This window comes from Nocardioides thalensis, assembly GCF_013410655.1.
GTDB lineage: Bacteria > Actinomycetota > Actinomycetes > Propionibacteriales > Nocardioidaceae > Nocardioides > Nocardioides thalensis.
In genome coordinates this window covers 1,341,816-1,362,830 of the sequence record NZ_JACCFP010000001.1, presented here as the reverse complement: position 1 = coordinate 1,362,830, position 21,015 = coordinate 1,341,816, and the positions used below count along the sequence as shown (strand labels likewise).

At 72.9% G+C, this 21,015-nt stretch carries 22 protein-coding genes and 1 riboswitch; of the genes, 4 read left to right on the top strand and 18 right to left on the bottom strand.

Features of this window, described 5'->3' with window-relative positions; all coding sequences use genetic code 11:
- Window positions 1-18: 18 nt before the first annotated feature.
- Entirely contained in the window at window positions 19-183 is a 165-nt protein-coding gene (locus HNR19_RS06755) for a hypothetical protein (protein ID WP_179667197.1), read from the top strand.
- Window positions 184-201: 18 nt separating this feature from the next.
- Here HNR19_RS06755 and HNR19_RS06750 read toward each other — a convergent pair whose 3' ends face one another.
- Window positions 202-447, bottom strand: a complete 246-nt coding sequence (locus tag HNR19_RS06750; RefSeq protein WP_179667196.1) for a hypothetical protein — start codon at window positions 445-447, stop codon at window positions 202-204.
- A 341-nt stretch (window positions 448-788) separates the two neighbouring features.
- Between HNR19_RS06750 and HNR19_RS06745 the strand changes: the two genes are divergently transcribed.
- The 3 genes from HNR19_RS06745 (at window position 789) to HNR19_RS06735 (ending at window position 2,197) form a co-directional block, all read left to right on the top strand.
- A complete protein-coding gene (locus HNR19_RS06745) occupies window positions 789-1,352 on the top strand; it encodes a hypothetical protein (RefSeq protein WP_179667195.1) in 564 nt (187 codons plus the stop codon).
- 12 nt (window positions 1,353-1,364) lie between these two features.
- On the top strand, window positions 1,365-1,697 hold the full coding sequence (locus HNR19_RS06740; RefSeq protein ID WP_179667194.1) for a GIY-YIG nuclease family protein: 333 nt from the start codon (window positions 1,365-1,367) through the stop codon (window positions 1,695-1,697).
- Between the two features lie 284 nt (window positions 1,698-1,981).
- Complete coding sequence (locus tag HNR19_RS06735) at window positions 1,982-2,197, top strand: hypothetical protein (RefSeq protein ID WP_179667193.1); 216 nt, start codon at window positions 1,982-1,984, stop codon at window positions 2,195-2,197.
- A 59-nt stretch (window positions 2,198-2,256) separates the two neighbouring features.
- Here the strand turns inward: HNR19_RS06735 and HNR19_RS06730 are convergent, their stop codons facing one another.
- The 17 genes from HNR19_RS06730 to HNR19_RS06650 all read right to left on the bottom strand — a co-directional run bounded on the left by HNR19_RS06730 (window position 2,257) and on the right by HNR19_RS06650 (window position 20,871).
- On the bottom strand, window positions 2,257-2,634 hold the full coding sequence (locus HNR19_RS06730) for a VOC family protein (protein ID WP_179667192.1): 378 nt from the start codon (window positions 2,632-2,634) through the stop codon (window positions 2,257-2,259).
- Between the two features lie 9 nt (window positions 2,635-2,643).
- The gene (gene cobC / locus HNR19_RS06725) at window positions 2,644-3,648 is read right to left on the bottom strand and encodes an Rv2231c family histidinol phosphate aminotransferase CobC (RefSeq protein ID WP_179667191.1); all 1,005 of its coding nucleotides are present in this window, start codon (window positions 3,646-3,648) and stop codon (window positions 2,644-2,646) included.
- 2 nt (window positions 3,649-3,650) lie between these two features.
- A complete protein-coding gene (gene cobO, locus HNR19_RS06720; RefSeq protein WP_179667190.1) occupies window positions 3,651-4,226 on the bottom strand; it encodes a cob(I)yrinic acid a,c-diamide adenosyltransferase in 576 nt (191 codons plus the stop codon).
- On the bottom strand, window positions 4,223-5,125 hold the full coding sequence (locus HNR19_RS06715) for a cobalamin biosynthesis protein (RefSeq protein WP_179667189.1): 903 nt from the start codon (window positions 5,123-5,125) through the stop codon (window positions 4,223-4,225). Before HNR19_RS06715 ends, cobO begins: the two co-directional genes overlap by 4 nt.
- Complete coding sequence (locus tag HNR19_RS06710) at window positions 5,122-5,913, bottom strand: ABC transporter ATP-binding protein (protein WP_179667188.1); 792 nt, start codon at window positions 5,911-5,913, stop codon at window positions 5,122-5,124. Before HNR19_RS06710 ends, HNR19_RS06715 begins: the two co-directional genes overlap by 4 nt.
- On the bottom strand, window positions 5,910-6,998 hold the full coding sequence (locus HNR19_RS06705; protein ID WP_218910173.1) for a FecCD family ABC transporter permease: 1,089 nt from the start codon (window positions 6,996-6,998) through the stop codon (window positions 5,910-5,912). The genes HNR19_RS06710 and HNR19_RS06705 overlap by 4 nt, the downstream gene beginning before the upstream one ends.
- 23 nt (window positions 6,999-7,021) lie before the next feature.
- Complete coding sequence (locus tag HNR19_RS06700) at window positions 7,022-7,990, bottom strand: ABC transporter substrate-binding protein (protein ID WP_179667187.1); 969 nt, start codon at window positions 7,988-7,990, stop codon at window positions 7,022-7,024.
- A gap of 75 nt (window positions 7,991-8,065) precedes the next feature.
- Window positions 8,066-8,186: riboswitch (cobalamin riboswitch) on the bottom strand.
- Between the two features lie 23 nt (window positions 8,187-8,209).
- Window positions 8,210-9,049, bottom strand: coding sequence for an ECF transporter S component (locus tag HNR19_RS06695; protein ID WP_425490648.1), 840 nt, complete (start codon window positions 9,047-9,049; stop codon window positions 8,210-8,212).
- Window positions 9,037-10,803 carry an ABC transporter ATP-binding protein gene (locus HNR19_RS06690; RefSeq protein ID WP_179670139.1) on the bottom strand — a complete coding sequence of 589 codons (1,767 nt, stop codon included), beginning with the start codon at window positions 10,801-10,803 and terminating at the stop codon, window positions 9,037-9,039. The genes HNR19_RS06695 and HNR19_RS06690 overlap by 13 nt, the downstream gene beginning before the upstream one ends.
- A 5-nt stretch (window positions 10,804-10,808) precedes the next feature.
- Window positions 10,809-11,912 carry an energy-coupling factor transporter transmembrane component T gene (locus HNR19_RS06685; RefSeq protein WP_343047084.1) on the bottom strand — a complete coding sequence of 368 codons (1,104 nt, stop codon included), beginning with the start codon at window positions 11,910-11,912 and terminating at the stop codon, window positions 10,809-10,811.
- Between the two features lie 20 nt (window positions 11,913-11,932).
- Window positions 11,933-12,883 carry a hypothetical protein gene (locus tag HNR19_RS06680; protein WP_179667186.1) on the bottom strand — a complete coding sequence of 317 codons (951 nt, stop codon included), beginning with the start codon at window positions 12,881-12,883 and terminating at the stop codon, window positions 11,933-11,935.
- Complete coding sequence (locus tag HNR19_RS06675; RefSeq protein WP_179667185.1) at window positions 12,880-14,403, bottom strand: prenyltransferase/squalene oxidase repeat-containing protein; 1,524 nt, start codon at window positions 14,401-14,403, stop codon at window positions 12,880-12,882. The genes HNR19_RS06680 and HNR19_RS06675 overlap by 4 nt, the downstream gene beginning before the upstream one ends.
- A 259-nt stretch (window positions 14,404-14,662) precedes the next feature.
- Window positions 14,663-15,454, bottom strand: coding sequence for an NYN domain-containing protein (locus HNR19_RS06670; RefSeq protein WP_179667184.1), 792 nt, complete (start codon window positions 15,452-15,454; stop codon window positions 14,663-14,665).
- Complete coding sequence (gene gatB, locus HNR19_RS06665; protein WP_179667183.1) at window positions 15,454-16,956, bottom strand: Asp-tRNA(Asn)/Glu-tRNA(Gln) amidotransferase subunit GatB; 1,503 nt, start codon at window positions 16,954-16,956, stop codon at window positions 15,454-15,456. The genes HNR19_RS06670 and gatB overlap by 1 nt, the downstream gene beginning before the upstream one ends.
- The gene (gene gatA, locus HNR19_RS06660) at window positions 16,953-18,464 is read right to left on the bottom strand and encodes an Asp-tRNA(Asn)/Glu-tRNA(Gln) amidotransferase subunit GatA (protein ID WP_218910487.1); all 1,512 of its coding nucleotides are present in this window, start codon (window positions 18,462-18,464) and stop codon (window positions 16,953-16,955) included. The genes gatB and gatA overlap by 4 nt, the downstream gene beginning before the upstream one ends.
- 14 nt (window positions 18,465-18,478) lie before the next feature.
- Window positions 18,479-18,781 carry an Asp-tRNA(Asn)/Glu-tRNA(Gln) amidotransferase subunit GatC gene (gene gatC / locus HNR19_RS06655; RefSeq protein WP_179667181.1) on the bottom strand — a complete coding sequence of 101 codons (303 nt, stop codon included), beginning with the start codon at window positions 18,779-18,781 and terminating at the stop codon, window positions 18,479-18,481.
- A complete protein-coding gene (locus HNR19_RS06650; protein WP_179667180.1) occupies window positions 18,676-20,871 on the bottom strand; it encodes a putative bifunctional diguanylate cyclase/phosphodiesterase in 2,196 nt (731 codons plus the stop codon). The genes gatC and HNR19_RS06650 overlap by 106 nt, the downstream gene beginning before the upstream one ends.
- Between the last annotated feature and the right edge of the window lie 144 nt (window positions 20,872-21,015).

Genomic DNA, 21,015 nt, shown 5'->3' with positions numbered 1-21,015 from the left:
CATGCATAGGATCTGCCCATGGACCTGGTGATCACGCTCGCGGTCGGGGTGCTCATCCTCGGTGGCCTCTTCTGGCTCGCCGCGCGGATCACCCGAAGCGGCAAGGACCATCCGCTCCCCAACGCCAACGACGGCTTCTTCAACAGCACGCTGCGCCAGGGCGAGGACCGCCCGTTCGACTAGGGAGCTACGCCCTCGGTGCTACGCGCGCCCCGCGTGCGCCTGCATGCCCAGCATCACCCCGAGCGCGATCACGGCGATCAACGACAGCACGCCGCCGAGCCCGAAACCGAGGATGCCGACGAGCATGACGGTCTGGTCGCCGCTCTCCACCGGGCCGGTCGCCTCGTAGTCGGTCCGCGGCGCCGCCAGGACGGCGACGATGCAGCAGACGACCTGGATGGCCAGGCCGGCCACGAGGAGGCCGATGATGCGGTTCGTCGCCATCGGTGAAGAGTAGAGCCTCGCCGGGTCGACCTTCGTCGGAAATATCGGACAGTGTGGCTGCTCGCCGCTTCGGGCGCGGTGCTTGGTTGCTCTACTGCGTGGGTTTCGGGCCGCCTGCGGTCGTCGTTCTGTGGTTGCAGTCATGACGGACACGGGCAGTTGGTGGTTGAGGCCGGCGGCCGTCTCCAGGGTGGTCGAGTAGCCCGAGCCGCTAGGCGAGGGCGTATCGAGACCCACTTCCCGTCCACACGCCGGGATCGAGAATTCCCTGTCCACAGGCGGGTTTCCGGCGTCTGGTTGTGTCGGTCCTCGGTAGTTCAATACGGGTTATGGATCTCGGGATGGCGCCTTTCTTCGACCTCCCGGCCGCACCCGCGGCCGGCGCGGTCGGCGTGCCGTTGACCGAGGCCCCGCTCTCCCGCGCCGACGAACTGCTGAAAGGGATCGCGCAGCGCCGGAGGATCATCACCGACCAGCAGCTCGGCGAGGTCCGCGACATCGCCGAATGGGCAATGCAGCACACCGTCGAAGTCCCGGAGGACGCCTCCACCCTCACCGAACGTGGCTTGGACACCGGGCTGCCGTTAGCGGGTGAGGGTGCGCCGTTGATCTCCGACTTCGCCGTCCTCGAGCTCGACGCCATCCTCTCCCGCGGCATCGACTCGGTCCGCAACTACGTCGGGCAGGTCGTAGAGCTCTCCCACCGCCTCCCCCAGGTCTGGGCCCGCGTCTTGGACGGACACGTCCCGGTGTGGAAGGGCCTGCGGATCGCCGCCTGCACCCGCGACCTGAACCCCGACGCCGTGGGGTTCGTGGATCAGCACCTGGCTCGGTTCGCCGACGGGCCGGTGGTTGAGGTGCGAGGCCGCCCGCGGCCGAGCCTCGAAACCTCCGGCCCCTACTGAGGCCACAGGTCGATGCCCTGGGCCTATCTGCTCGAGTGCGCTGACGGCACCTACTACGCCGGCAGCACCGTCGATCTCGACGCACGGATATGGCAGCACAACCACGACGACGACCTCGGCGCGGCCTACACGCGATCGCGACGCCCAGTGGTGTTGGTGTGGAGCGGCTGGTTCGACCGCATCGAGGATGCTTACGCCTTCGAGAAACAGATCCAGGGCTGGAACCGCCGCAAACGACAAGCCCTCATCAACGGCGAGTGGCACCAGCTCCCAGCGCTGTCCCGCCGCTCCGCTGTACAACGCCGCGACGCCGAGGCCGACCACCCCGACCCGCCATCCCGCTGAGGCCGGAGGTTTCGAGGCTCGGCCGCGGGCGGCCTCGCACCTCAACCACCGGCAACCCCCCGGTCACCGCGGAGCAGGTCCGCGAATGGTGCGCTGCGGCGGGCACCATCATCGTCCGGCCCGTCCTCGACGTCGCCGGCCACGAACCCACCGGCGCTTATGAGATCGCCGAACGCCAAGCCCGCCAAGTCCTGCTCCGCGACCAGACCTGCGTGTACCCGCACTGCAATCGTCCCGCCGAGGCCTGCGACCTGGACCACGCCATCCCCCATACCAAGGGCGGCGTGACCTGTCCGTGCAACCTGGCGCCGGTCTGCCGCGGCCACCACCGGTCGAAAACACACAGGGCCGGCTGGGCGTATCGGGTCCTCGCCCCCGGCGTCTACCACTGGCGCGGCCGCACCGGGCACCAGTGGCTGGTCACCCCCGGCGGCACCTACGCCCTCGACACCCAGCCCTGCCCCGGGCCTGCCAAGCCGACCGACCCGCCCGACGAGTAGCGACCACGCCCCGCACCCCCGCCGACCCCACCATCGGCGGGGACACAGGCATGTGCTGGTCAGTCCACCTCGAGCACGTGCAGGACCTCGATCCGGTTCCCGAACGGGTCATGCGTGTGGAAACGCTCGAAGGTCTCGGCGTTGTGCCGCTGCGACCAGTCGACGCCGTAGCCCAGCGCCTCAAGGTGGGCGGCCAGGCGCTCGAGCTCGGCCGTGGTTTCGACCTCGAGGCCGGGATGGGCCTTCCGCCCCTGCGCGGGCTCGTCGATCCCGAGATGGATCTCGGCGCCGCCCGGGTGCCGGAACCACGCGCCGCCGCGCTTGGCGAGCTCGGCCGGCTTCGGGATCTCCGCGAAGCCGAGGCCGTCGACGAAGAACCGCCGGCCCTCGTCCTCTCCCCCGGCCGCGCACGACAGCTGGACGTGGTGGAAACGCATGCCCGCAGGCTAGCCAGCCGAGACGAGCTCGGTAGCCAGAGCCTCGAGGAACCGATCGCGCGGCTCGCGCTCGGTGGGTACGGCGATCCGCACGTAGGTCCGGTCCAGCCCCGGGAACGTGTGCCCCTTCCGCACCGCCACGCCGTGGCGCAGCAACCGCTCGCGGAGGTCGGCGTACGGCGTGCGTAGCAGCGCGAAGTTGGCCGGTGATGCCCACGTCCGCACCGGCATCGCGTCGAGCGAGGCGAGCAGCTCGGCACGCGCAGCGGATACCAAGGCAGCGCGCTCGCGCCGCTCGGCCTCGGCCGCGCAGACCAGCTCGACGGCCCGGAGCGCCGGCGTGCTCGCGGGCCAGGGCTGGCGCGCGGCGGCGAGGCGCGCGACCAGCGCGCGGTCGCCGAGCAGGTAGCCGACCCGGAGGCCGGCGAGTCCCCAGAGCTTGGTCAGGCTCCGGATGCACACGACGCCCGGCAACCGCGCGCCGTGCAGCCCGCCGGCGTCGGGCAGGAAGTCGGCGAACGCTTCGTCCACGACGACCACGCGACCGGGGCGGCAGAGCGCCGCGACCACGTCGACCGGCTCGAGACGGCCGGTCGGATTGTCGGGACGGCCGAGCACGACCAGGTCCGCGTCGTCCGGGACCGCCGCGGGATCGAGCCCGAAGCCGTCGTCCGGGTCGCGCACGACGCGGTGTACCTCGACGCCGGCCGCGCGCAACGCGGCCTCGGGCGCGGTGAACGAAGGATGCACGCACGCGGCCAGCCGCGGCCGCAGCACGAGGGCGAGCAGCCAGAACGCCTCTGCCGCGCCGTGCAGCACCAGGCACTCGTCGGGTGTTGCGACGTGCCGCGCCGCGATCGCGTCGAGCGCGGCGCCCTGGTCGGGATAGGCGGTCAGGTCGACCCGAGCCAGCGCCTCCTTCAACCAGGGCGGCGTCGCGGCGAGCACGTTGACCGCGAGGTCGACGGCTCCGGGCGGCACCTGCCGATCGCCGTGGTCGAGGAGCGGGTCCATGCTCAGTAGTCGATGCCGCGGCGCGCGCGGACGCCGGACTCGTAGGCGTGCTTGACCTTCCGCATCTCGGTGACCGTGTCCGCGAGGTCGATCAGCGGCTGCGGGGCGTTGCGCCCGGTGCAGAACACCGTCGTGTGCTCCGCCCGCTCGCGGATCGCCTGCCACACCGCGTCCCCGGCGATCCACCCGTAGTTGATCGGGTAGGTGATCTCGTCGAGGACCAGCAGGCGGTAGTCCCCGGACGCGAGCTTCTCCGCCGCCGCCGCCCAGGCCTCGCGCGCGGTGCCCGCCGACCGGTCGAGGTCGTCGGACTCCCAGGTGAAGCCGTCGCCGATCGTCCACCAGTCCACGCCGAGCTTGCGGGCGACCGCCTCCTCGCCGACGCGCCACTTGCCCGACTTCATGAACTGAACGACGCCGACGGGCCACTCACGCGCGACCGCGCGCATGATCGTGCCGAACGCGGCGGTCGACTTGCCCTTGCCGTCGCCGGTGTTGACCAGCACCAGCGACGGCACGTCCCTCCGCTCGCGCTGGGGTTGCGGGCGGCAGACGCTGGGTTCCTGGGTGGCGCTCATGAGGCTCCTTGTCGGGGTGGGCGGGTGAGGACGTCGGCGGCGATGGCGACCACGGCCGCGGCGGTGGCGGCGCGGCGAGCGGCCCGGAGCCCGGCGGCGACGTCGCCGGGCCTCGGGTCGCGCGCGTCCGCGTTGAGCGCGTAGTGGCCGCGCTTGGTCAGGCGTACGTCGAGGCGCAGCGCCAGCGCAGCCATCGGCCACCCCGCGTTGGGCGAGGAGGTACGGCGCGCTTCGCGCCGCAGCCTGCGCCAGCGGGAGGGACCGACGAGCAGCGCCGCTGTCAGTCGCGCGGGCACCAGGTTCAGGAGGTCGTCGGCGCGGGCCGCCACCCTGCCGGCGTGCTCCCAGCGCGGGCTGCGATAGCCCCAGCACGCGTCGGCGGTGTTGGCGAAGCGGTAGAGGGCTGCGGCGGGCAGGCCGCCGACGGCGTACCAGGCGAGGGGCGCGACGAGGGAGTCCGACAGGTTCTCTGCGAGGGACCCGAGGGCCGCGCCGCGGACCTCCTCAGGCGTGAGCCCGTCGGTGTCGCGACTGACGATGCGCCCGAGTGCCTCCCGGCCCGCGGCCGGGTCGCGGTCGACGGCCGCGCCCACGGCCCGCACCTCGGCGAGCAGCATCCGGCCGGAGATCAGCGGCCAGAGCGCGACGCCCCGTAGCATCGCGCCCGCGACGCGACCGCGGCGGGCGGCGCAGCGCTCGACCACCACCGCGGTGGCCACGGCGACCGACGCGCCACCCAGCCAGGCGAGGCCGCCGGTGGCCAGCGCCCGGCCGGGAGGCGCCGCGGGCACGCGTTGCGCCACCAGGTCCAGGTAGCGCCCGGTCCACACCACCGGGTGCGCGCCCACGGGCGGCTCGGCGAAGCCGGCGTCGAGAGCCACCGCCGCCAGCACGCTCACGACGGAGTCCGCACCGGCAGCACCGCCGGCCCGTCCTCGCGGCGGAGGACCTCCACGCGAGCGCCGTACACCTCGGCGAGACGGGCGGGCTCCAGCACCTCCTCGGGTGCACCGTCCGCGACCACGCGGCCGCGGTGCATCAGCAGGATCCGCCGGCCGTAGTGGCCGGCCAGCGTCAGGTCGTGCATCGCCGCGACGACCGTGAGGCCGTCGGCGAGTCGCAACCGGTTGACCAGATCGAGAACGCTCTGCTGGTGACCGATGTCCAGGGCACTGGTGGGCTCGTCGAGCAGCAGCACCCGCGGCTCTTGCACGAGCGCCCGGCCGAGGACCACCCGCTGGAGCTCGCCGCCGGACACGGCCGTCGCCGGGCGGTCGGCAAGTTCCTCCAGCTCGAGCCGGTGCAGGGTGCGGTCGACCGCCTCGCGGTCGCCTAGGCTCTCGGAGCCGAACCGGCCACGGCGCGGCGTGCGGCCGAGCGCGACGAGCTCGCGCACCGAGATGCCTTCCGGCACGACGGGCCGTTGCGGCATCAGCGCCACCGTCCGGGCCATCTCGCGGCGGTGCGCGTGGGCGGGGTCGAGCCCACCCACGGTGATCTCGCCGGTCGCCCGGAGCAGGCCGGCCACGGCAAGGAGGAGCGACGTCTTGCCCGCGCCGTTGGGGCCCACGACCGCGACCCAGTCGCCGGGCTCGACCGCGAGGTCGACCCCCGCCACGACCTCGGCTCCGCCGCGCGTCACGCTGACGCCGCGGCAGGAGATCACGGGCTCGACCCTGCCGCTCATGCCGCACCCCGGTGCCGGCGCAGCACGACGAGGAAGAACGGCGCGCCGACGACGGCGGTGACCACGCCGATCGGCACCTCGGCCGGTTGCAGGGCGGAGCGGGCAACGACGTCGGCGAGCACGAGGAACGCGGCGCCGTACATCATCGCCAGCGGCAGCAGCGTGTGGTGGGCGGCGCCGAACAGCAGCCGCACGGCGTGCGGGACGACGATGCCGACGAAGCCGATCAGCCCGCTGACGCTCACCGCGGCCGCGGTGCCCAGGGTCGCGGCGAGGATCAGCACCAGCCGCACCCGGCCGGGGTTGACGCCGAGGCTGGCCGCCTCGACGTCGCCGACGGCCATCACGTCCAGGGTGCGGCGGTGCACGAGGATCACCGCGCAGGAGACCACCACGTAGGGCAGCGCGACCACCACCTCGGCCCAGCCGTCGGTGGACAGTCGGCCGAGCATCCAGGAGTAGACGGCCATCAGCGAGTCGTCGTACCGCTGCTGGATGAAGTTCTGCACGGCGTTGAAGAATGCGGAGACGGCGACGCCCGCCAGCACGATCACGACCGTGCCGCCGCGGCCGCCGACCGAGGTGCCCAGCAGGTACGTCGCCGCGACCCCCAGCACGCCGCCGGCGAACGCGAGCGGTGGCACGCCCACCGGACCGATCGCGCCGCCGGCGACGATGCCGAGCGTCGCGCCGAGTCCGGCGCCGCTGGAGACGCCGAGCAGGTAGGGGTCGGCGAGCGGGTTGCGGAACACGCCCTGGTACGCGGTGCCCGCCAGCGCCAGCGTGGCGCCGACGAGCACCGCGAGGACCACGCGCGGCAGCCGGATCTCCCAGAGGATCGCCTGCTGCATCTCGCTGAGACCGGAGTCGGCGCGCACCAGCGGCAGCGCGTCGACGAGCTCGAGGAGCACGCCGCGGACGTGCAGTCCGGCGGGCCCGACGAGCGACGACACCAGCACTGCGACGACCACCACGGCGAGCCCGAGCACCAGCTTGAGCAGGCGGGCCGAGGGACGCGTGGCGTACCACCGGATCGCCCGGGCACGCCGGGTCTCCGGCCGCGCCGCCACCATCTCCCCGGCCATCGTCCGCTCCGACTCCCGTCCGCTCAGCCCGCGTCGGCCGGCTGCTCGGCGAGCGTCGCGGCGATCGACTCGGCGAACTCGACCACGCGCGGTCCCCAGCGGCTGGCCACGTCCTCGTTGACCGGGAAGATCCGGTCCTCCTCGACGGCCTCCATCGAGTCCCAGCCGCCCCGGTCGGCGACCTGCTCGGGCGTCACGCCGCAGCACTCGCTGTCGGCGAGGAAGATGAGGTCGGGGTCCTCGGACACGACGAACTCCTCGGAGAGCTGCGGGTAGTCGTCGCCGCCCTTCGCCTCGTCGCCGATGCTCTCGAGGCCGAACAGGCCGTAGATCTGGCCGATGAACGTGTCGCTGGTGACGCTGTAGAGGCTGGGGTCGAGCTCGTGGTAGTAGGTAGTCCCGGCCGCGTCGGGCGCGTCCGCGACCGCCGCCTCCAGGCCCTCCTTCACCTCAGTGGTCAGCTCGTCCGCCTCGTCGGGGTGACCGGTGGCGGCGCCGAGCCGCTCGAACTGGCCGTACATCTCGTCGAGCGTGGTGGCCGCGGGCAGCACCAGCGTCGGCACGCTGACCCGCTCGAGGCCCGCGACGAGGTCACCGGAGTCGCCCGACGTGACCACCAGGTCCGGCTCGTAGCCGAGGATCGCCTCGACGTTGGGCTCGTAGCCGGACAGCTTCGTGACCGGCACGCCCTCCGGGTAGTCGGACTGGTCGTCGACCGCGACGACCTGGTCGCCCGCGCCGAGCTCCCACAGCATCTCCGTCGCGGTGGGGCTGAGGGAGACGATCGAGTCGGGCTGCTCCTCGATGGTGATCTCCTCGCCGTCCGCCTCGGTGCCCGAGAGGACGGAGACCGGGAACGCGTCGTCCCCGGCGGACGAGGCGCCGTCCCCGGCGTCGGCCTCCGACTCCTGACCGCAGGCCGACAGGACCCCCGCGAGGAGCAGGGACGCGAGGGCGGCGGTGCCGGCCCGGCGATGCGAATGCGTGGACATGGTTTCCTTCCCGCTGCTCAGCGGGAACGGCGAACCCGGTCGGGTGCCCCACCCGCTGCTTTCCGCGACAGCGTCTGGTTCAGGACGCCCGCGGCAGGCGGTCCGGCTCGCCGCTCTCCCTCGGGAGGACGGCCTACGGTTGCGGGTCAGCGCCGGACTTGGACCGGCTTCTCCCACCACGGGCGTGATTGATTTGTCGCCGCACCGTACCGCTCGACGTCAGGTGCGCTCGACACGGGCCCGCCTGGCGGAACGCCGGAGCGTCGTCAGCACCGCCGGACCGAGGAGCGCGATGGCCAGCGCGTTGGTGATCGCCCGGCCGGTGTCCCACCCGCCGGTCGACGTCAGGAGCGTGTAGAGCAGGAACCGGTGCAGGTTCTCGAGCAGCGGGGCGCCGGGCACGTAGGACAGCTCGGTGGAGTCCTGTCCGGGCACCTGGATGCCGACGATGAAGGGCCAGCCCCACAGGTTCATGAGCAGGCCGTAGACGTAGGCCGCGAGCACGCCGTACACGACCAGCAGGACGATCTCGGCGCGGCCGCCGACCCGACGCGGTAGGAGCCCCGCACCCATGCCGACCCAGCCGGCGACGAGCATCTGGAACGGCAGCCACGGCCCGACGCCGGCCGTGAGCAGCGCCGAGGCGAAGAGCGACGTGCAGCCGAGCACGAAGCCGAACCCCGGCCCGAACACCCGGCCGCCGAGGATCAGCAGGAAGAACACGAGCTCGATCCCGCTGGTGCCCGCGCTGACGCCGCGCAGCACGGCGTTGATCGCGCTGAGCACGCCGAGGATCGCCAGCACCCGCGCGTCCATGCCGCCCTCGCTGAGCTCGGCGAGCACCACCGCGAGGATGACCGGCAGCAGCGCCAGGAACAGGAACGGCGGGTCCACCCGGTCCCCGCTCCCCGGCTCGAGCACCAGCGGCCACCCGAGCATGATCAGCCCGATCACCGACGCGAGCGCCAGCACCACCGTCGACCGCAGCCCCACCGCCACCGCCACCTGCCCGCCCGCCGAACCGGCAGGGTTGGTCGCACGAACCGTCACGGTTGGCACTCCGAGCCGTCACGGTCGGCGAGCGCCGCCGCGACCTCGTCGACGTGGAGCCACGGCGCGCCGAGCACCTTCGTCACCTGCGGCGCGAACGCCGGTGACTCCGCCACCACCTCGCGCACCGGCCCGGCCGAGACGACCTCACCCTCGGCGAGTACGACGACGCGGTCGGCCACGTGGGCGACGAACTCGACGTCGTGGGTGGCGACGAGCACCGCGCGCTCCCCCTCCGGGTCGGTCGCCAGGTCACGCAGGATGTCGGCCAGCGCGGCCTTCGCGGTGTAGTCCAGGCCGCGCGTCGGCTCGTCGAGCAGCAGCACGGGCGGCCGCGCGGTGAGCACGATCGACACCGCCAGGGCGAGCCGCTGTCCCTCCGACAGGTCGCGCGGGTGGGTGTCCGGTTCGATGCCGGGCGCGAGCCGCTTGAGCAGTCCCGCACACGTGCCGGCGTCCGCGCCGGTCGACGCGTCCGCCGCCTCGCACTCCTCGGCCACGGTCTCGAGGTAGAGCAGGTCGGCCGGGCTCTGCGGCACCATCCCCGTACGGCGCCGCCGCTCCTCCGGCCGCGCCGCGTGCGGGTCGGACCCGTCCACGCGCACCACGCCCGACGTGGCGCCCAGCCGCCCCTGGAGCGTCCACAACAGCGTCGACTTCCCCGACCCGTTGCGCCCCATCAGCGCCGTCACCGTCCCCGCCTCCAACGCCACGTCCACCTCCCGCAGCGCAGGCACCCGCCCATGCATCACCACCACCCCGCGCGCCTCGACCACAGGCCCGACGTGGGCACCGGCGGAGTCGGCGAGGCGCGGGGTGACTTCCCGGCGATTTCGCGACGACGCGCCGGCGCCCCTACCCGCGTCAACCGCAACCCCAGAGCGCCGTAGCGCGGCGGAGCGAGCAAGCCGGGAAGTCACCCCGGGACTCGCCGACTCCGCCGGCGTCGGCGTCTCCAGCTCCCACCCCCGCGCCCACCGCCGAGCCTCCCTCACCGTCAGAGGCAGCGGCTCCCACCCCGCCACCCTCCCCAGCTCCACGATCGGCGGCGCGATCGGCGCGTCAGCGAGCACCGTCGCCGGCTCGCCGACCCGCAGCTTCCCGCCGGCCTCCAGCAGCGCCATCCGGTCGGCGAACGGCACCACCCGCTCAAGGCGGTGCTCGGCCAGCAGCACGCTCACGTCGAGGTCGTGGACGAGCCGGGTGATCGTCGCGAGCACGTCCTCGGCGGCGGTCGGGTCGAGCGCCGACGTCGGCTCGTCGAGCACGAGCAGACGGGGGTGCGTCGTGAGCACGGCACCGATCGCGACCCGCTGTTGCTGGCCTCCGGAGAGGGTCCGCAGGTCGCGGTGCCGCAGGTCGGCGATGCCGAGCAGGTCCAGCGTCTCCTCCACGCGCCGGCGCATCGTCGCGGGCGGCAGCCCCAGCTGCTCCATCCCGAAGGCGAGCTCCTCTTCGGCCGTGTCGGTGACGAACCACGCTGCCGGGTTCTGACCGACGTAGCCCACGGTGTGTGCACGGTCCCGCGCCGGCTGGTCGATCACGGAGCTGCCGTCGATCAGCACCTCGCCGCGGAGCGTGCCGCCGCTGAACGCCGGCACCAGTCCCGCGACCACACCGAGCAGCGTCGACTTGCCGACGCCGGTCGGCCCGGCGAGGACCACGAGCTCGCCGGGGTCGACGGCCAGGTCCACCACGTCGAGGACCCGCCGCGCATCGGGCCCGGCGCCGTACTCGAACGTGACGGAGCGCAGCTCCAGCAGCGGGCTCACGCGGCCACCACCAGCCGCTCGCGGCTCCGCACGGTCAACGGCGGCGGGGCCACCCAGACCGGCACCACACCGCAGAGCACGGAGGCGACGGCGAGCAGGCTCACCTCGGGCACGTCCTGCACGCCGGGGTGCGCGACGGCGTACTCCCACCGCTGCACGGCCCACAGCCCGACCCCGACGAGCACGCCGGAGATCGCAACGACGACCTCGGGGAGCCGCCAGCGATCCGCTCGATAGCGGGTACGGCGCACCCGCCGGCCCGCGACCACGAACCCGAGCACCGCGAGCAGCGACCCGAGCGCGAGCATCGGCCCGGCCAGGAGCCGCGGCGCGCTGGAGTCGAGGAAGGCGTAGGTGCCGACGCAGATGCCGAGAAGGCCCGCGACCATCAGCGCGCCGGTCCCCCGTCGCTGCGCGCGGCTGACGTCACCCGTCCGGCCGTAGCCGCGGGTGTCCATGCCCGCTGCGAGCGCCATCGACCGCTCGAGCGCGTCCTCCAGCACCGGCACCAGCAGCCGCCGCAGCCCGCGCACCCGCGCGAACCGCCCGCCCGGGCCGCCGCGCAGCTGCTGCGCGGCCCGCACGCGACGGGCGCTGTCGGCGAGCTGCGGGAGCACCGTGATCGCGACGACCATCGCGGTGCCGATCTCGTAGAGCGCGGGCGGCAGCGACTTCATCAGCCGCTTGGGGTTCGCCAGGGCGTTGGCGGCGCCGACCGCGAGCAGAAGCGCACCCAGCCGAAGACCCTCGTAGATCGCGGCCAGCAGCTCCTCGCGGCTGAACGGTCCCAGCAGCGAGATCCCCGCCGCCCAGTCGGGCAGCGGGATCTCCGGCATCGTGAACAGGACGTGCCCGGCGTCGTTGCCGCCGAGCAGGATCCGGAACAGCACCCGGACGACGAGGACCACCGCGGCCAGCCACAGGTAGAGCCGGAAGGACCGGGACCACGGCTGGTCGCCGCGGCACGCGTAGACGCACACCGCGGCCACCGCGATCAGCAGCGACAGCACCAGCGGGTTGGTCGTGCTGGACGCACCGGCCGCGAGGCCGATGGCCCAGCACCACCACGCGCCGGGGTGGAGGTCGCGCGGGATCCTCACGGTCTCCTCATCGCTGCTGCTCAGCCGGCCCTTCGCCGGATCAGCGGTACGGCGGCAGCGGCTCCGATCACGAGCACGGCCAGCCCGATCGCGATCCACGTCGGGAGTGACGAGCCCTCCTCGTCGGCCGTCGCCTCCGGGGGCGGTCCCTCGACCAGCTCGCCGACGTCGGTCGTCGGTGTGCTCGGGTCGGTCGGCGATGCCGCCGCGCCGTCTGTCTGCTTGTCCCGGCCCCGCTTGCGGTCCGCCTTGCCGGGCTTGCCGTCGCGCTTCCCGCCGGCGGCGTCGCCGGTCGGGCTCGCGCCGGGGGTCTCGGAGGGGTCGTCGGTCTCGGTCGGCGCGTCGCCGTCGCCCTCCTGGTCGCCGCCGCCGTCACCGCGGGGTCCCCGGTCGCCGCCGGAGCCGCCGTCACCTCCGGAGCCGCCGTCGCCGTTGTCGTCGGGGTCCTCGCTCGGCTCGGGCTCCTGGTGGACTGCCGGCGCGGCGCCGGGCGGCTGGGCCTGGCCGCCGCCCTCGTGCCACGAGAACGCGACCGAGCCACCGTCGGGCACGTCGAGGGTGTTGACGCCCTGGTTGGAGAAGACCCACTTGCCCGATGTTCCGTCGGACCACCACAGGCTCCAGAAGGAGTTGGTGTCGGTGCAGTCGCCGTCGGTGGGCTGGCCCTGGACCTTGCAGACGAACCCGTTCATGCCGTCGGCCTGGCTGTAGGAGATCGAGTAGCCGGCGTCGCCGAACACCTCGCTCGCCGGCCGTCCGCCGCCGTCGGGGTCGCATCCCGCGGTCGCCTGGTTGCCGCCCAGGCCGTTGAAGTCGACCACCGCGGTGACGCCGGTCGTCGATGAGCACATCGCCGCGGCCCGCGCGGGTACGGCGGCCGCCGTACCCGCGGGGACGAGCAGGACACCGGTCGCGGCGGCCAGTGTGGCCGCTGCGACCGGCCCGAGAATCCTGCGCAGCACGTCGATCACCCCACCAGGAAGGACTGGGTCGCGGTGCGGTCGGCGAACTGGCCGACGACCTTGACCTTGTGCGCGCCCGCCTTCCGGCCCACCGGGAACGACGCCCGGAAGGTGCCGTCGGTCGCCGCCTTGCCGCCGGCGACCTTCGCGCCGTCGTAACGGACCACGACGCGCTCACCGGAGTGCAGCCCGCGCACCTCCACCACCTGCTTGCCGCCGCGGCGGACCCGGTCCTTGAGGTCGAACGGCACCCGCTTCGCCGCCAGGACCGCGGTCTCCCCACCAGCACCGTCGTCAGCGGTCGCCGCCGTGACACCGATGAAGCCGGTGCGGTCCGGGACCTGCGCGTTGACCGTCGCCTTGCCATGGGCGTTGCCGCGCACCCAGGTGCGCTTCTTGCCGATCTTGAAGCAGGCACGCTCGCCCTCGCGGAGCCCGCTCACCACGAACCGGTGCGTGCTGCCACCGTCGAGGTACAGCGGGACGCCGAGGCCGAGGTGGTCGGTGTGTTCCGGCAGGAACGTGAGCGCCCCGTAGGCCTGGGCGGTGCTGTTCAGCCAGCTGCCCCGAACGGCGTCCCCGATGCCCTCAGTGGTGCCCTCGTCGTAGCCGTCGCCGTCGAAGGCCACCGCGCCGGACTCGGCGTCGAGCAGCGTCGCGCAGCCGGTGACGGCCGCGGCCTGGTGGTTGCGGATCCACACCGCGGCCTCGCCCGCGATCGCCGTCTCCCCCGCGGCGCCGAGCGCCCAGCCGGCGAGCCCCGAGCTGGGGCCGCTGCTCGTCGTGCCACCGGTGTTGACGCCCCAGTTGCCGAAGCCGCCGTCCGCCCGCTGCTGCGTCTTCATCCACGCAATCGCGCTCTCGACGGCCGGGCCGACAGCCGCGAGCTCGGCGTCGGGAAGGAGCGCGAGCACGGCGAGCGCCGTGCCGTCGATGTCGAGGGTGCCGGCGGCACACGAGGTGTCGAAGCCCCACGCCCCGTTCTCGCACTGTGCCTCGAGCAGGAAGTCCCGAGCCTCCTCCAGTTCCGCGCTGTTCCGGTTCCGGAGCGCGTTCACTGCATAGGCCTGGCTGTAGGGCCACGCCGAGGGCCCGAACTGCCCGGTCGTGTCGTCGACCATCCCGGCGAAGCGGTTGAAGAGGTCGGTCTCCGCCGGCGGGATCGCATCGACCGTGGCGTAGTAGTCCGCCGCCATTGCGACATTGATGGCAGTCCACTGCGACGGCGCCGGGTCCGCCGGCGGCAGGAAGTCCGCCAGGACGCCGTTGAGTCCGTTGGTCAGCGAGGTCAGGACCTCGGCCGGGCCGTCGGTCGCTGCGACCGCGAGGCCGTAGTCGATGGCCTCGCCGGCCTCGTCGCTGGTCAGCGTTGCGAACTCATCGGCGAGCCAGCCGGCGGCGTCAGCCGCCGGGCCGGGATCCGTCGCCGCGTGGGCGGCAGGTGCGGGGGCGACGGCCGTGAGGCCGGCGGCGAGGATCGCGGCGCCGACGGCCGCGGCTCCCGCCCGCTTGAACGAGGGGCTGGACATGCAGTTTTCCTTCCCGCTGCACGCAGCCGGGAAGGTCGATGCCCACCCGCTGCTTTCCGCGACAGCGTTGTGTCAGGACGCTCCGTGCCAGGCGCTCCGGCTCGCTGCGTCGCCCCGAGGGACGCGGCCTACGGTTGCGGGTCAGCGCCGGAATTCGACCGGCTTCCCCCGCCACGGGCGAAGTGAATTTGTCGTCGGCAGGCTACCGCCCGCGGGCGGAACCTGCCGCATCCGTCCGCCGTCCGGGAGGCGGGGCGGCCTAACGCGCCTTCGGATCCCGCACGGCGACCTGCGGCGTGCCCTCGCCACGCAGGTCGAAGAGGTCCATCGCGACGAGGAGCTTGGTCAAGGTCGAATAGCCGTAGTTGCGCCAGTCGAGCGACGACTGGTTGCGGATCTGCGACCCCACCTGGTTGACCAGGGCCCATCCGTCCTCGCCCGCGGCAGCACTGATCGCGTTGCGGATCAGCCCGACGAGCTTGCCGTCCGAGCGGAGCTTGTCGGCGGGCACCTGTCGGCCCGACTTCCGGCCAGCAGCCGCCTTCTTGCCTGCTGCGGCCTTCTTCGCGGCTCCCTTCGGCGGTACGGCGTCCGCCGCCTCCGCGTCCTCGAGCTCCTCGTCGCCCAGCTGCTCGAGCACCGTGAATCGCGTGCACGCGCTCTGGAACGGCGTCGGCGTCTTCTCCCGCCCGTAGCCGTAGACGGCAGCGCCGTGCTCGCGCAGGTAGTGGACGAGCGGCGTGAAGTCGGAGTCGCTCGAGACGATCGCAAACGCGTCCGGACGTCCCGTGTGCAGGAGGTCGACCGCATCGATCGCCAGCGCCATGTCCGAGGCGTTCTTCTGCGTCGTCAGGTCGAACTGCTGCATGGGGCGGATCGCCGAGTCGTGCAGCTCGGCGATCCAGCCCTTGAGCCCCGACTTCGTCCAGTTCCCGTAGGCGCGCCGGATGTTGCACTCGCCGTAGGTCGCGAGGTCGTTGAGGATCAGCCCGATCTTGCTGGCCGGCGCGTTGTCGGCGTCGATGAGCAGCGCGATCCTGGCCCGATCCATCAGCTCAGCTTCTCGAGCACGAGCTCCCGCACCCGGCCGGCGTCGGCCTGGCCGCGCATCTCCTTCATCACGGCGCCGATGAGCGCCCCGGCGGCGGCCACCTTGCCGTCGCGGATCTTCTGCGCGATGTCGGGGTTGGCGGCGATGGCGTTGTCGACGGCGGTCGAGAGCGCGCCGTCGTCGGACACCACCGCGAGACCGCGCTTCTCGACGATCTCGGCCGGGGTGCCCTCGCCGGCGACGAGGCCGTCGAACACCTGGCGGGCAAGCTTGTCGTTGATCGTCTTCGCGTCCACGAGCGACTGCACCTCGGCCACCTGGGCCGGCGTCACACCGACCTCGGCCAGCTCGACGCCGGCGTCGTTGGCGCGCCGCGCCAGCTCGGACAGCCACCACTTGCGGGCGGCCTGCGGGGCCGCGCCCGCGGCAACGGTCTCCTCGACGAGCGCGAGGGCCCCGGCGCCGACGGTGTCGCGCATCTCCAGGTCGGAGAAGCCCCACTCTTGCTGGAGGCGGGCCCGCTTCTGCGTCGGGTTCTCGGGCAGCGTCGCGCGGAGCTCCTCGACCCACTCCCGCGAGGGCGCGACAGGGACCAGGTCGGGCTCGGGGAAGTAGCGGTAGTCCTCGGCGTCGGACTTCTCACGGCCCGACGTGGTGACGCCGGTGTCCTCGTGCCAGTGCCGCGTCTCCTGGAGCACGGCGCCGCCGCCTCCGAGCACGCCGGCGTGGCGCGACATCTCGTAGCGCACCGCGCGCTCGACCGACCGCAGCGAGTTGACGTTCTTGGTCTCGGTGCGGGTGCCGAGCACCCCCGAGCCCTTCGGCGCGAGCGACAGGTTCACGTCGGCGCGGATCGAGCCCTGGTCCATCCGCGCGTCGGAGACGCCGAGTGCGACGATCAGGTCGCGCAGCTGTGCGACGTACGCCCTCGCGACGAGCGGCGCCTTCTCGCCCGCGCCGACGATGGGCCGGGTGACGATCTCGATCAGTGGGATGCCGGCGCGGTTGTAGTCGACGAGCGAGTGGCTGGCGCCGTGGATCCGGCCGGTGGCGCCCCCGATGTGGGTGGACTTGCCGGTGTCCTCCTCCATGTGGGCGCGCTCGATCTCGACGCGGAACGTCTCGCCATCGACGTCGACGTCCATCCACCCGTCGAAGCAGATCGGCTCGTCGTACTGCGAGGTCTGGAAGTTCTTCGGCATGTCCGGGTAGAAGTAGTTCTTCCGCGCGAACCGGCACCACTCCGCGATGTCGCAGTTGAGCGCGAGGCCGATCCGGATCGCTGCCTCCACGGCCTTGCCGTTGACCACCGGCATCGCCCCGGGCAGGCCGAGGCAGGTGGGGCAGACCTGCGCGTTCGGCTCGGCGCCGAACTCGGTCGGGCAGCCGCAGAACATCTTCGTGTTGGTGTTGAGCTCGACGTGGACCTCGAGCCCGAGGGCCGGGTCGTAGGCCTCCACGACCTCGTCGAACGGGATCAGGACGTCAGAGGTGGTGGTCATGCCGAGAGTCCTTCCAGCGCGGGCGCCTGCTCGAGCAGCTGCCCGCCCCACTTGTCGGTCAGGATCGTCTCCAGCGCCGCGCCGACCCGGTAGCAGCGGTCGTCGGCCAGCGCCGGCGCGAGGACCTGGACGCCCACCGGCAGCCCGTCCTCGTCGGCGAGGCCCGCGGGCACCGAGATGCCGGGCACACCAGCGAGGTTGGCCGGGATGGTCGCGAGGTCGTTGAGGTACATCGCCAGCGGGTCGTCGAGCTTCTCGCCCAGCTCGAACGCCGTGGTCGGCGCCGTGGGCGAGACCAGCACGTCGACCTGCTCGTACGCCGCCGCGAAGTCGCGCGAGATCAGCGTGCGCACCTTCTGCGCCTGCCCGTAGTAGGCGTCGTAGTAGCCGCTCGACAGCGCGTAGGTGCCGAGGATGATGCGGCGCTTGACCTCGTCGCCGAACCCGGCGTCGCGGGTGGCCTTCATGACCTCCTCGGCGCTCGGGTCGCCCTCGGGCACGACGCGCAGGCCGTAGCGCATGGCGTCGAACTTCGCGAGGTTGCTCGACGCCTCGGCCGGCAGGATGAGGTAGTACGCCGCGAGCGCGTGCACGAAGGTCGGGCACGAGACCTCGACGACCTCGGCGCCGGCCTTGACCAGCAGGTCGACCGACTCCTGGAAGCGGGTCATCACGCCGGGCTGCCAGCCGTCACCGGACAGCTCGGCGATCACGCCCACCTTGAGGCCGGTCAGGTCACCCGACGCGCCCTCCCGCGCGGCCGCGACGAGAGCCGGGACCGGCTGGTCGACGGACGTCGAGTCGAGCGGGTCGTGGCCGCCGATCAGCTCGTGCAGCAGCGCCGCGTCGAGCACGGTGCGGGTCACCGGGCCCGCCTGGTCGAGCGAGTTGGCCAGCGCCACGAGTCCGTAGCGCGACACCCCGCCGTACGTCGGCTTCACGCCGACCGTGCCGGTGACCGCGCCCGGCTGGCGGATCGAGCCGCCCGTGTCGGTGCCGATCGCGAGGGGGGCCTCGTACGCCGCGACCGCGGCCGCCGACCCGCCGCCGGAGCCGCCGGGGATCCGGCCGAGGTCCCACGGGTTGCGGGTCGGGCCGTAGGCGGAGTGCTCGGTGGAGGATCCCATCGCGAACTCGTCCATGTTGGTCTTGCCGAGGATCGGGAGGCCCGCCTCCTTCAGCCGCCGCACCACCGTCGCGTCGTACGGCGGCACCCAGCCCTCGAGGATCTTGGAGCCGCAGGTGGTGGGCAGGCCGCTGGTGGCGAGCACGTCCTTGACGGCGATCGGCACGCCGTCGAGCGCGTGCGCGGGCGAGCCGGCGGCGCGGCGCGCGTCGGACGCGGCAGCCTGCTCGAGCGCGCCCTCGGCGTCGACGTGGAGGAACGCGTGGACTCCACTCTCGGCCGTGCCGTCGACCGCCGCGATGCGGTCGAGGTGGGCCTGGGTCAGCTCCACGGACGTGGTCTCGCCAGCGGCGAGGGACTCGGCCTGCTCGGCCGCCGTCATCTTGATGAGGAGGCTCACTGCTCGTCCCCCAGGATCCGCGGCACCGAGAACCGCTGCTCGTCGCTGGCGGGCGCGCCCGCGAGCGCCTGCTCGGCGGTCAGCCCAGGCACGACGACGTCCTCGCGGAAGACGTTGGTGAGCGGGACCGGGTGCGACGTCGGCGGCACGTCGTCGTCGGCCACGCCCTGGATCGAGGCGACCGACTCGAGGATCACCGCGAGCTGCGGTGCGAGGTGGTCGAGCTCGGCGTCGTCGAGGTCGATCCGGGCGAGGTCGGCCAGGTGGGCGACGTCGTCACGTGAGATGGGCTCGGGCATGGGGCAATCCTAGGGAGCGCCGTCAGCACCTGGTCCTTCGGCATGCCTCGGCCGTAGCGGAAGCCCTGGACCTCGTCGCAGCCGCGAGCGGTCAGGTAGCTCTCCTGCTCGGCGGTCTCGACGCCCTCGGCGAGCACCTTCATCCCCAGCGCGTGAGCCATGACGATGATCGCGTCGACGATGGCGGCCCGGTCACCGTCGTCGGTGATCTCCTCGACGAACGACCTGTCGATCTTGATCTTGTCGATGGGGAACCGGGTGAGGTACGCGAGGCTCGAGTAGCCCTGCCCGAAGTCGTCGACCACGACGCTGACCCCGAGCTCGCGCACGGCGGAGAGGATCGCGACCGCGTCGCCGACGTCGGCGATCAGGAGGCCCTCGGTGATCTCGACCTCGAGGCTGGCCGGGTCGAGGCCGGAGTCGCGGAGCGCCGCGGTGACCGAGTCGAGCCACTGCTTGCCGCGGAGCTGGCGCGGCGAGACATTGACGGCCAGCCGCAGCGGCCGACCGACTGCGGCGCTGAGCGCCGCGACGTCGGCGCACGCCGTCCGCAGGACCCACTCGCCGAGCTGGATGATCATCCCGCCGTCCTCCGCGACGGGGATGAAGAGGTCGGGCGCCACCGACCCGTGCTCCGGGCTGGTCCAGCGGGCGAGCGCCTCGAAGCCGACGACCTCACCGGACTCCAGGTCGACCTGGGGCTGGTAGACGACGGAGACCTCGCCCCGGCCGAGCGCCTGGCGCAGCGCCGCCGAGAGCGCGATCCGGTCGTTGGTGTCCTCCACCATCCGGGTCTCGAACCACTGCGCGTTGTCGCGCCCCGAGGCCTTGGCCTGGTACATCGCGATGTCCGCGTGCTTGAGGAGGGTGGTGGGGTCGCCCCCGTGCAACGGGTAGACGGCGGCGCCGATGCTGCCGGTCACCGCGAGCTCGTAGCCCTGGACGCTGACCGGAGCGAGCACGGCATCGACGAGCGAGGCGATCCTGGCGGCCAGTGCGGACCGCCGGTCGGTGCGCCCGAGGACGATCACGAACTCGTCGCCGCCCAGTCGCGAGACCAGGTCACCCGGGCCTGCCCACGCCTGCAGGCGGGCGGCCACGTGGAGGAGCAGCTCGTCGCCGATGAGGTGGCCGAGCGAGTCGTTGACCCGCTTGAAGTGGTCGAGGTCGAGGAGCAGCAGGGCGAATCCAGGACCGCCGCGCTCGGCCGCGGCGATCACGTCGTCGAGGTGGCGGGTGAGGAGGAACCGGTTCGGAAGGTTGGTCAACGCGTCGTGGCCGGCGAGGAACTCGGCCCGCGCGCGGGCCTCGATCCGGCGGGTGATGTCGTAGGAGACCACGAGGAAGCCCGCGTGCTCGTCGCCGTCGCCGGGCAGCGGCACGATCGCCTCGCTGACCGGCACCCGCCCACCGTCCTTGCGGCGGTAGGTCCACTCGCTCTCCTCCGTGCTGCCGACCATGCTGCCGACGGCGGCGTGGAGGCCGGCGATGCTCTTGCGCGGCTCCCCGTCGATCTCGGCGACCGCGGCGCCCACGAGCTCGTCGCGGCGGTAGCCCAGGAGCTGCTCGGCCGCCGGGTTGGCGGCGACGATCGTGCCCTCCGGGTCGGTCGCGATGATGCTGAACGGGATCGAGTCGAGGATTGACCGGCGCAGCTGGTCCTCGCGCTCGGCGTCGGCGGCCGCCTGGCCCCTGAGCCGCTCGGTGATGTCGATGACCGACGCGAGCACGAAGTGGCGGCCGTCGAGCTCGATCGGGTTGAGCCCGATCTCGATCGGCATCTCGGAGCCGTCGCGCCGCAGCCCGTAGAGCTCGCGGCCCACGCCCATCCCCCGCCGGTCGGGCGTCGCGAAGAACCCGTCGCGGTAGGCCTGGTGCGCGTGGCGGAACCGGTGCGGAACCAGGTCCTCGACGTGGAGCGCGAGCAGCTCCTCGCGGGCGTAGCCGAACGACCGCTCCGCCTCGGAGTTCACCAGGACGATCCGGCCGCGGTCATTGACCATGATCATCGCGTTGGGCGCGGCCTCGACGATCAGCCGGAGCCGCTGATCGTGGCCGTCGCTACGGGAGGCGTCGTGTCCTTGCTCCATCCACCCTCCCCGGTCGCGCCGCGGCCGGGAGCCGGGACCTTCCGAGGTTAGGTGGACCTCGCCGTCACGGGAACCCGTCTGCGCGAGGTCCGACCGATCGGCCCCGTCCGGGTGGTCCGTTCGGGCCATGTCGCGAGCCATGCC

Excerpts from the sequence above, each read along its gene's own strand:
- HNR19_RS06755 (WP_179667197.1), top strand. The coding sequence starts at position 19 with ATGGACCTGGTGATCACGCTCGCGGTCGGGGTGCTCATCCTCGGTGGC.
- HNR19_RS06750 (WP_179667196.1), bottom strand. The coding sequence starts at position 447 with ATGGCGACGAACCGCATCATCGGCCTCCTCGTGGCCGGCCTGGCCATC.
- HNR19_RS06745 (WP_179667195.1), top strand. The coding sequence starts at position 789 with ATGGCGCCTTTCTTCGACCTCCCGGCCGCACCCGCGGCCGGCGCGGTC.
- HNR19_RS06740 (WP_179667194.1), top strand. The coding sequence starts at position 1,365 with ATGCCCTGGGCCTATCTGCTCGAGTGCGCTGACGGCACCTACTACGCC.
- HNR19_RS06730 (WP_179667192.1), bottom strand. The coding sequence starts at position 2,634 with ATGCGTTTCCACCACGTCCAGCTGTCGTGCGCGGCCGGGGGAGAGGAC.
- cobC (WP_179667191.1), bottom strand. The coding sequence starts at position 3,648 with ATGGACCCGCTCCTCGACCACGGCGATCGGCAGGTGCCGCCCGGAGCC.
- cobO (WP_179667190.1), bottom strand. The coding sequence starts at position 4,226 with ATGAGCGCCACCCAGGAACCCAGCGTCTGCCGCCCGCAACCCCAGCGC.
- HNR19_RS06710 (WP_179667188.1), bottom strand. The coding sequence starts at position 5,913 with ATGAGCGGCAGGGTCGAGCCCGTGATCTCCTGCCGCGGCGTCAGCGTG.
- HNR19_RS06705 (WP_218910173.1), bottom strand. The coding sequence starts at position 6,998 with ATGGCCGGGGAGATGGTGGCGGCGCGGCCGGAGACCCGGCGTGCCCGG.
- HNR19_RS06700 (WP_179667187.1), bottom strand. The coding sequence starts at position 7,990 with ATGTCCACGCATTCGCATCGCCGGGCCGGCACCGCCGCCCTCGCGTCC.
- HNR19_RS06675 (WP_179667185.1), bottom strand. The coding sequence starts at position 14,403 with ATGTCCAGCCCCTCGTTCAAGCGGGCGGGAGCCGCGGCCGTCGGCGCC.
- HNR19_RS06670 (WP_179667184.1), bottom strand. The coding sequence starts at position 15,454 with ATGGATCGGGCCAGGATCGCGCTGCTCATCGACGCCGACAACGCGCCG.
- gatB (WP_179667183.1), bottom strand. The coding sequence starts at position 16,956 with ATGACCACCACCTCTGACGTCCTGATCCCGTTCGACGAGGTCGTGGAG.
- gatA (WP_218910487.1), bottom strand. The coding sequence starts at position 18,464 with ATGACGGCGGCCGAGCAGGCCGAGTCCCTCGCCGCTGGCGAGACCACG.
- gatC (WP_179667181.1), bottom strand. The coding sequence starts at position 18,781 with ATGCCCGAGCCCATCTCACGTGACGACGTCGCCCACCTGGCCGACCTC.
- HNR19_RS06650 (WP_179667180.1), bottom strand. The coding sequence starts at position 20,871 with ATGGAGCAAGGACACGACGCCTCCCGTAGCGACGGCCACGATCAGCGG.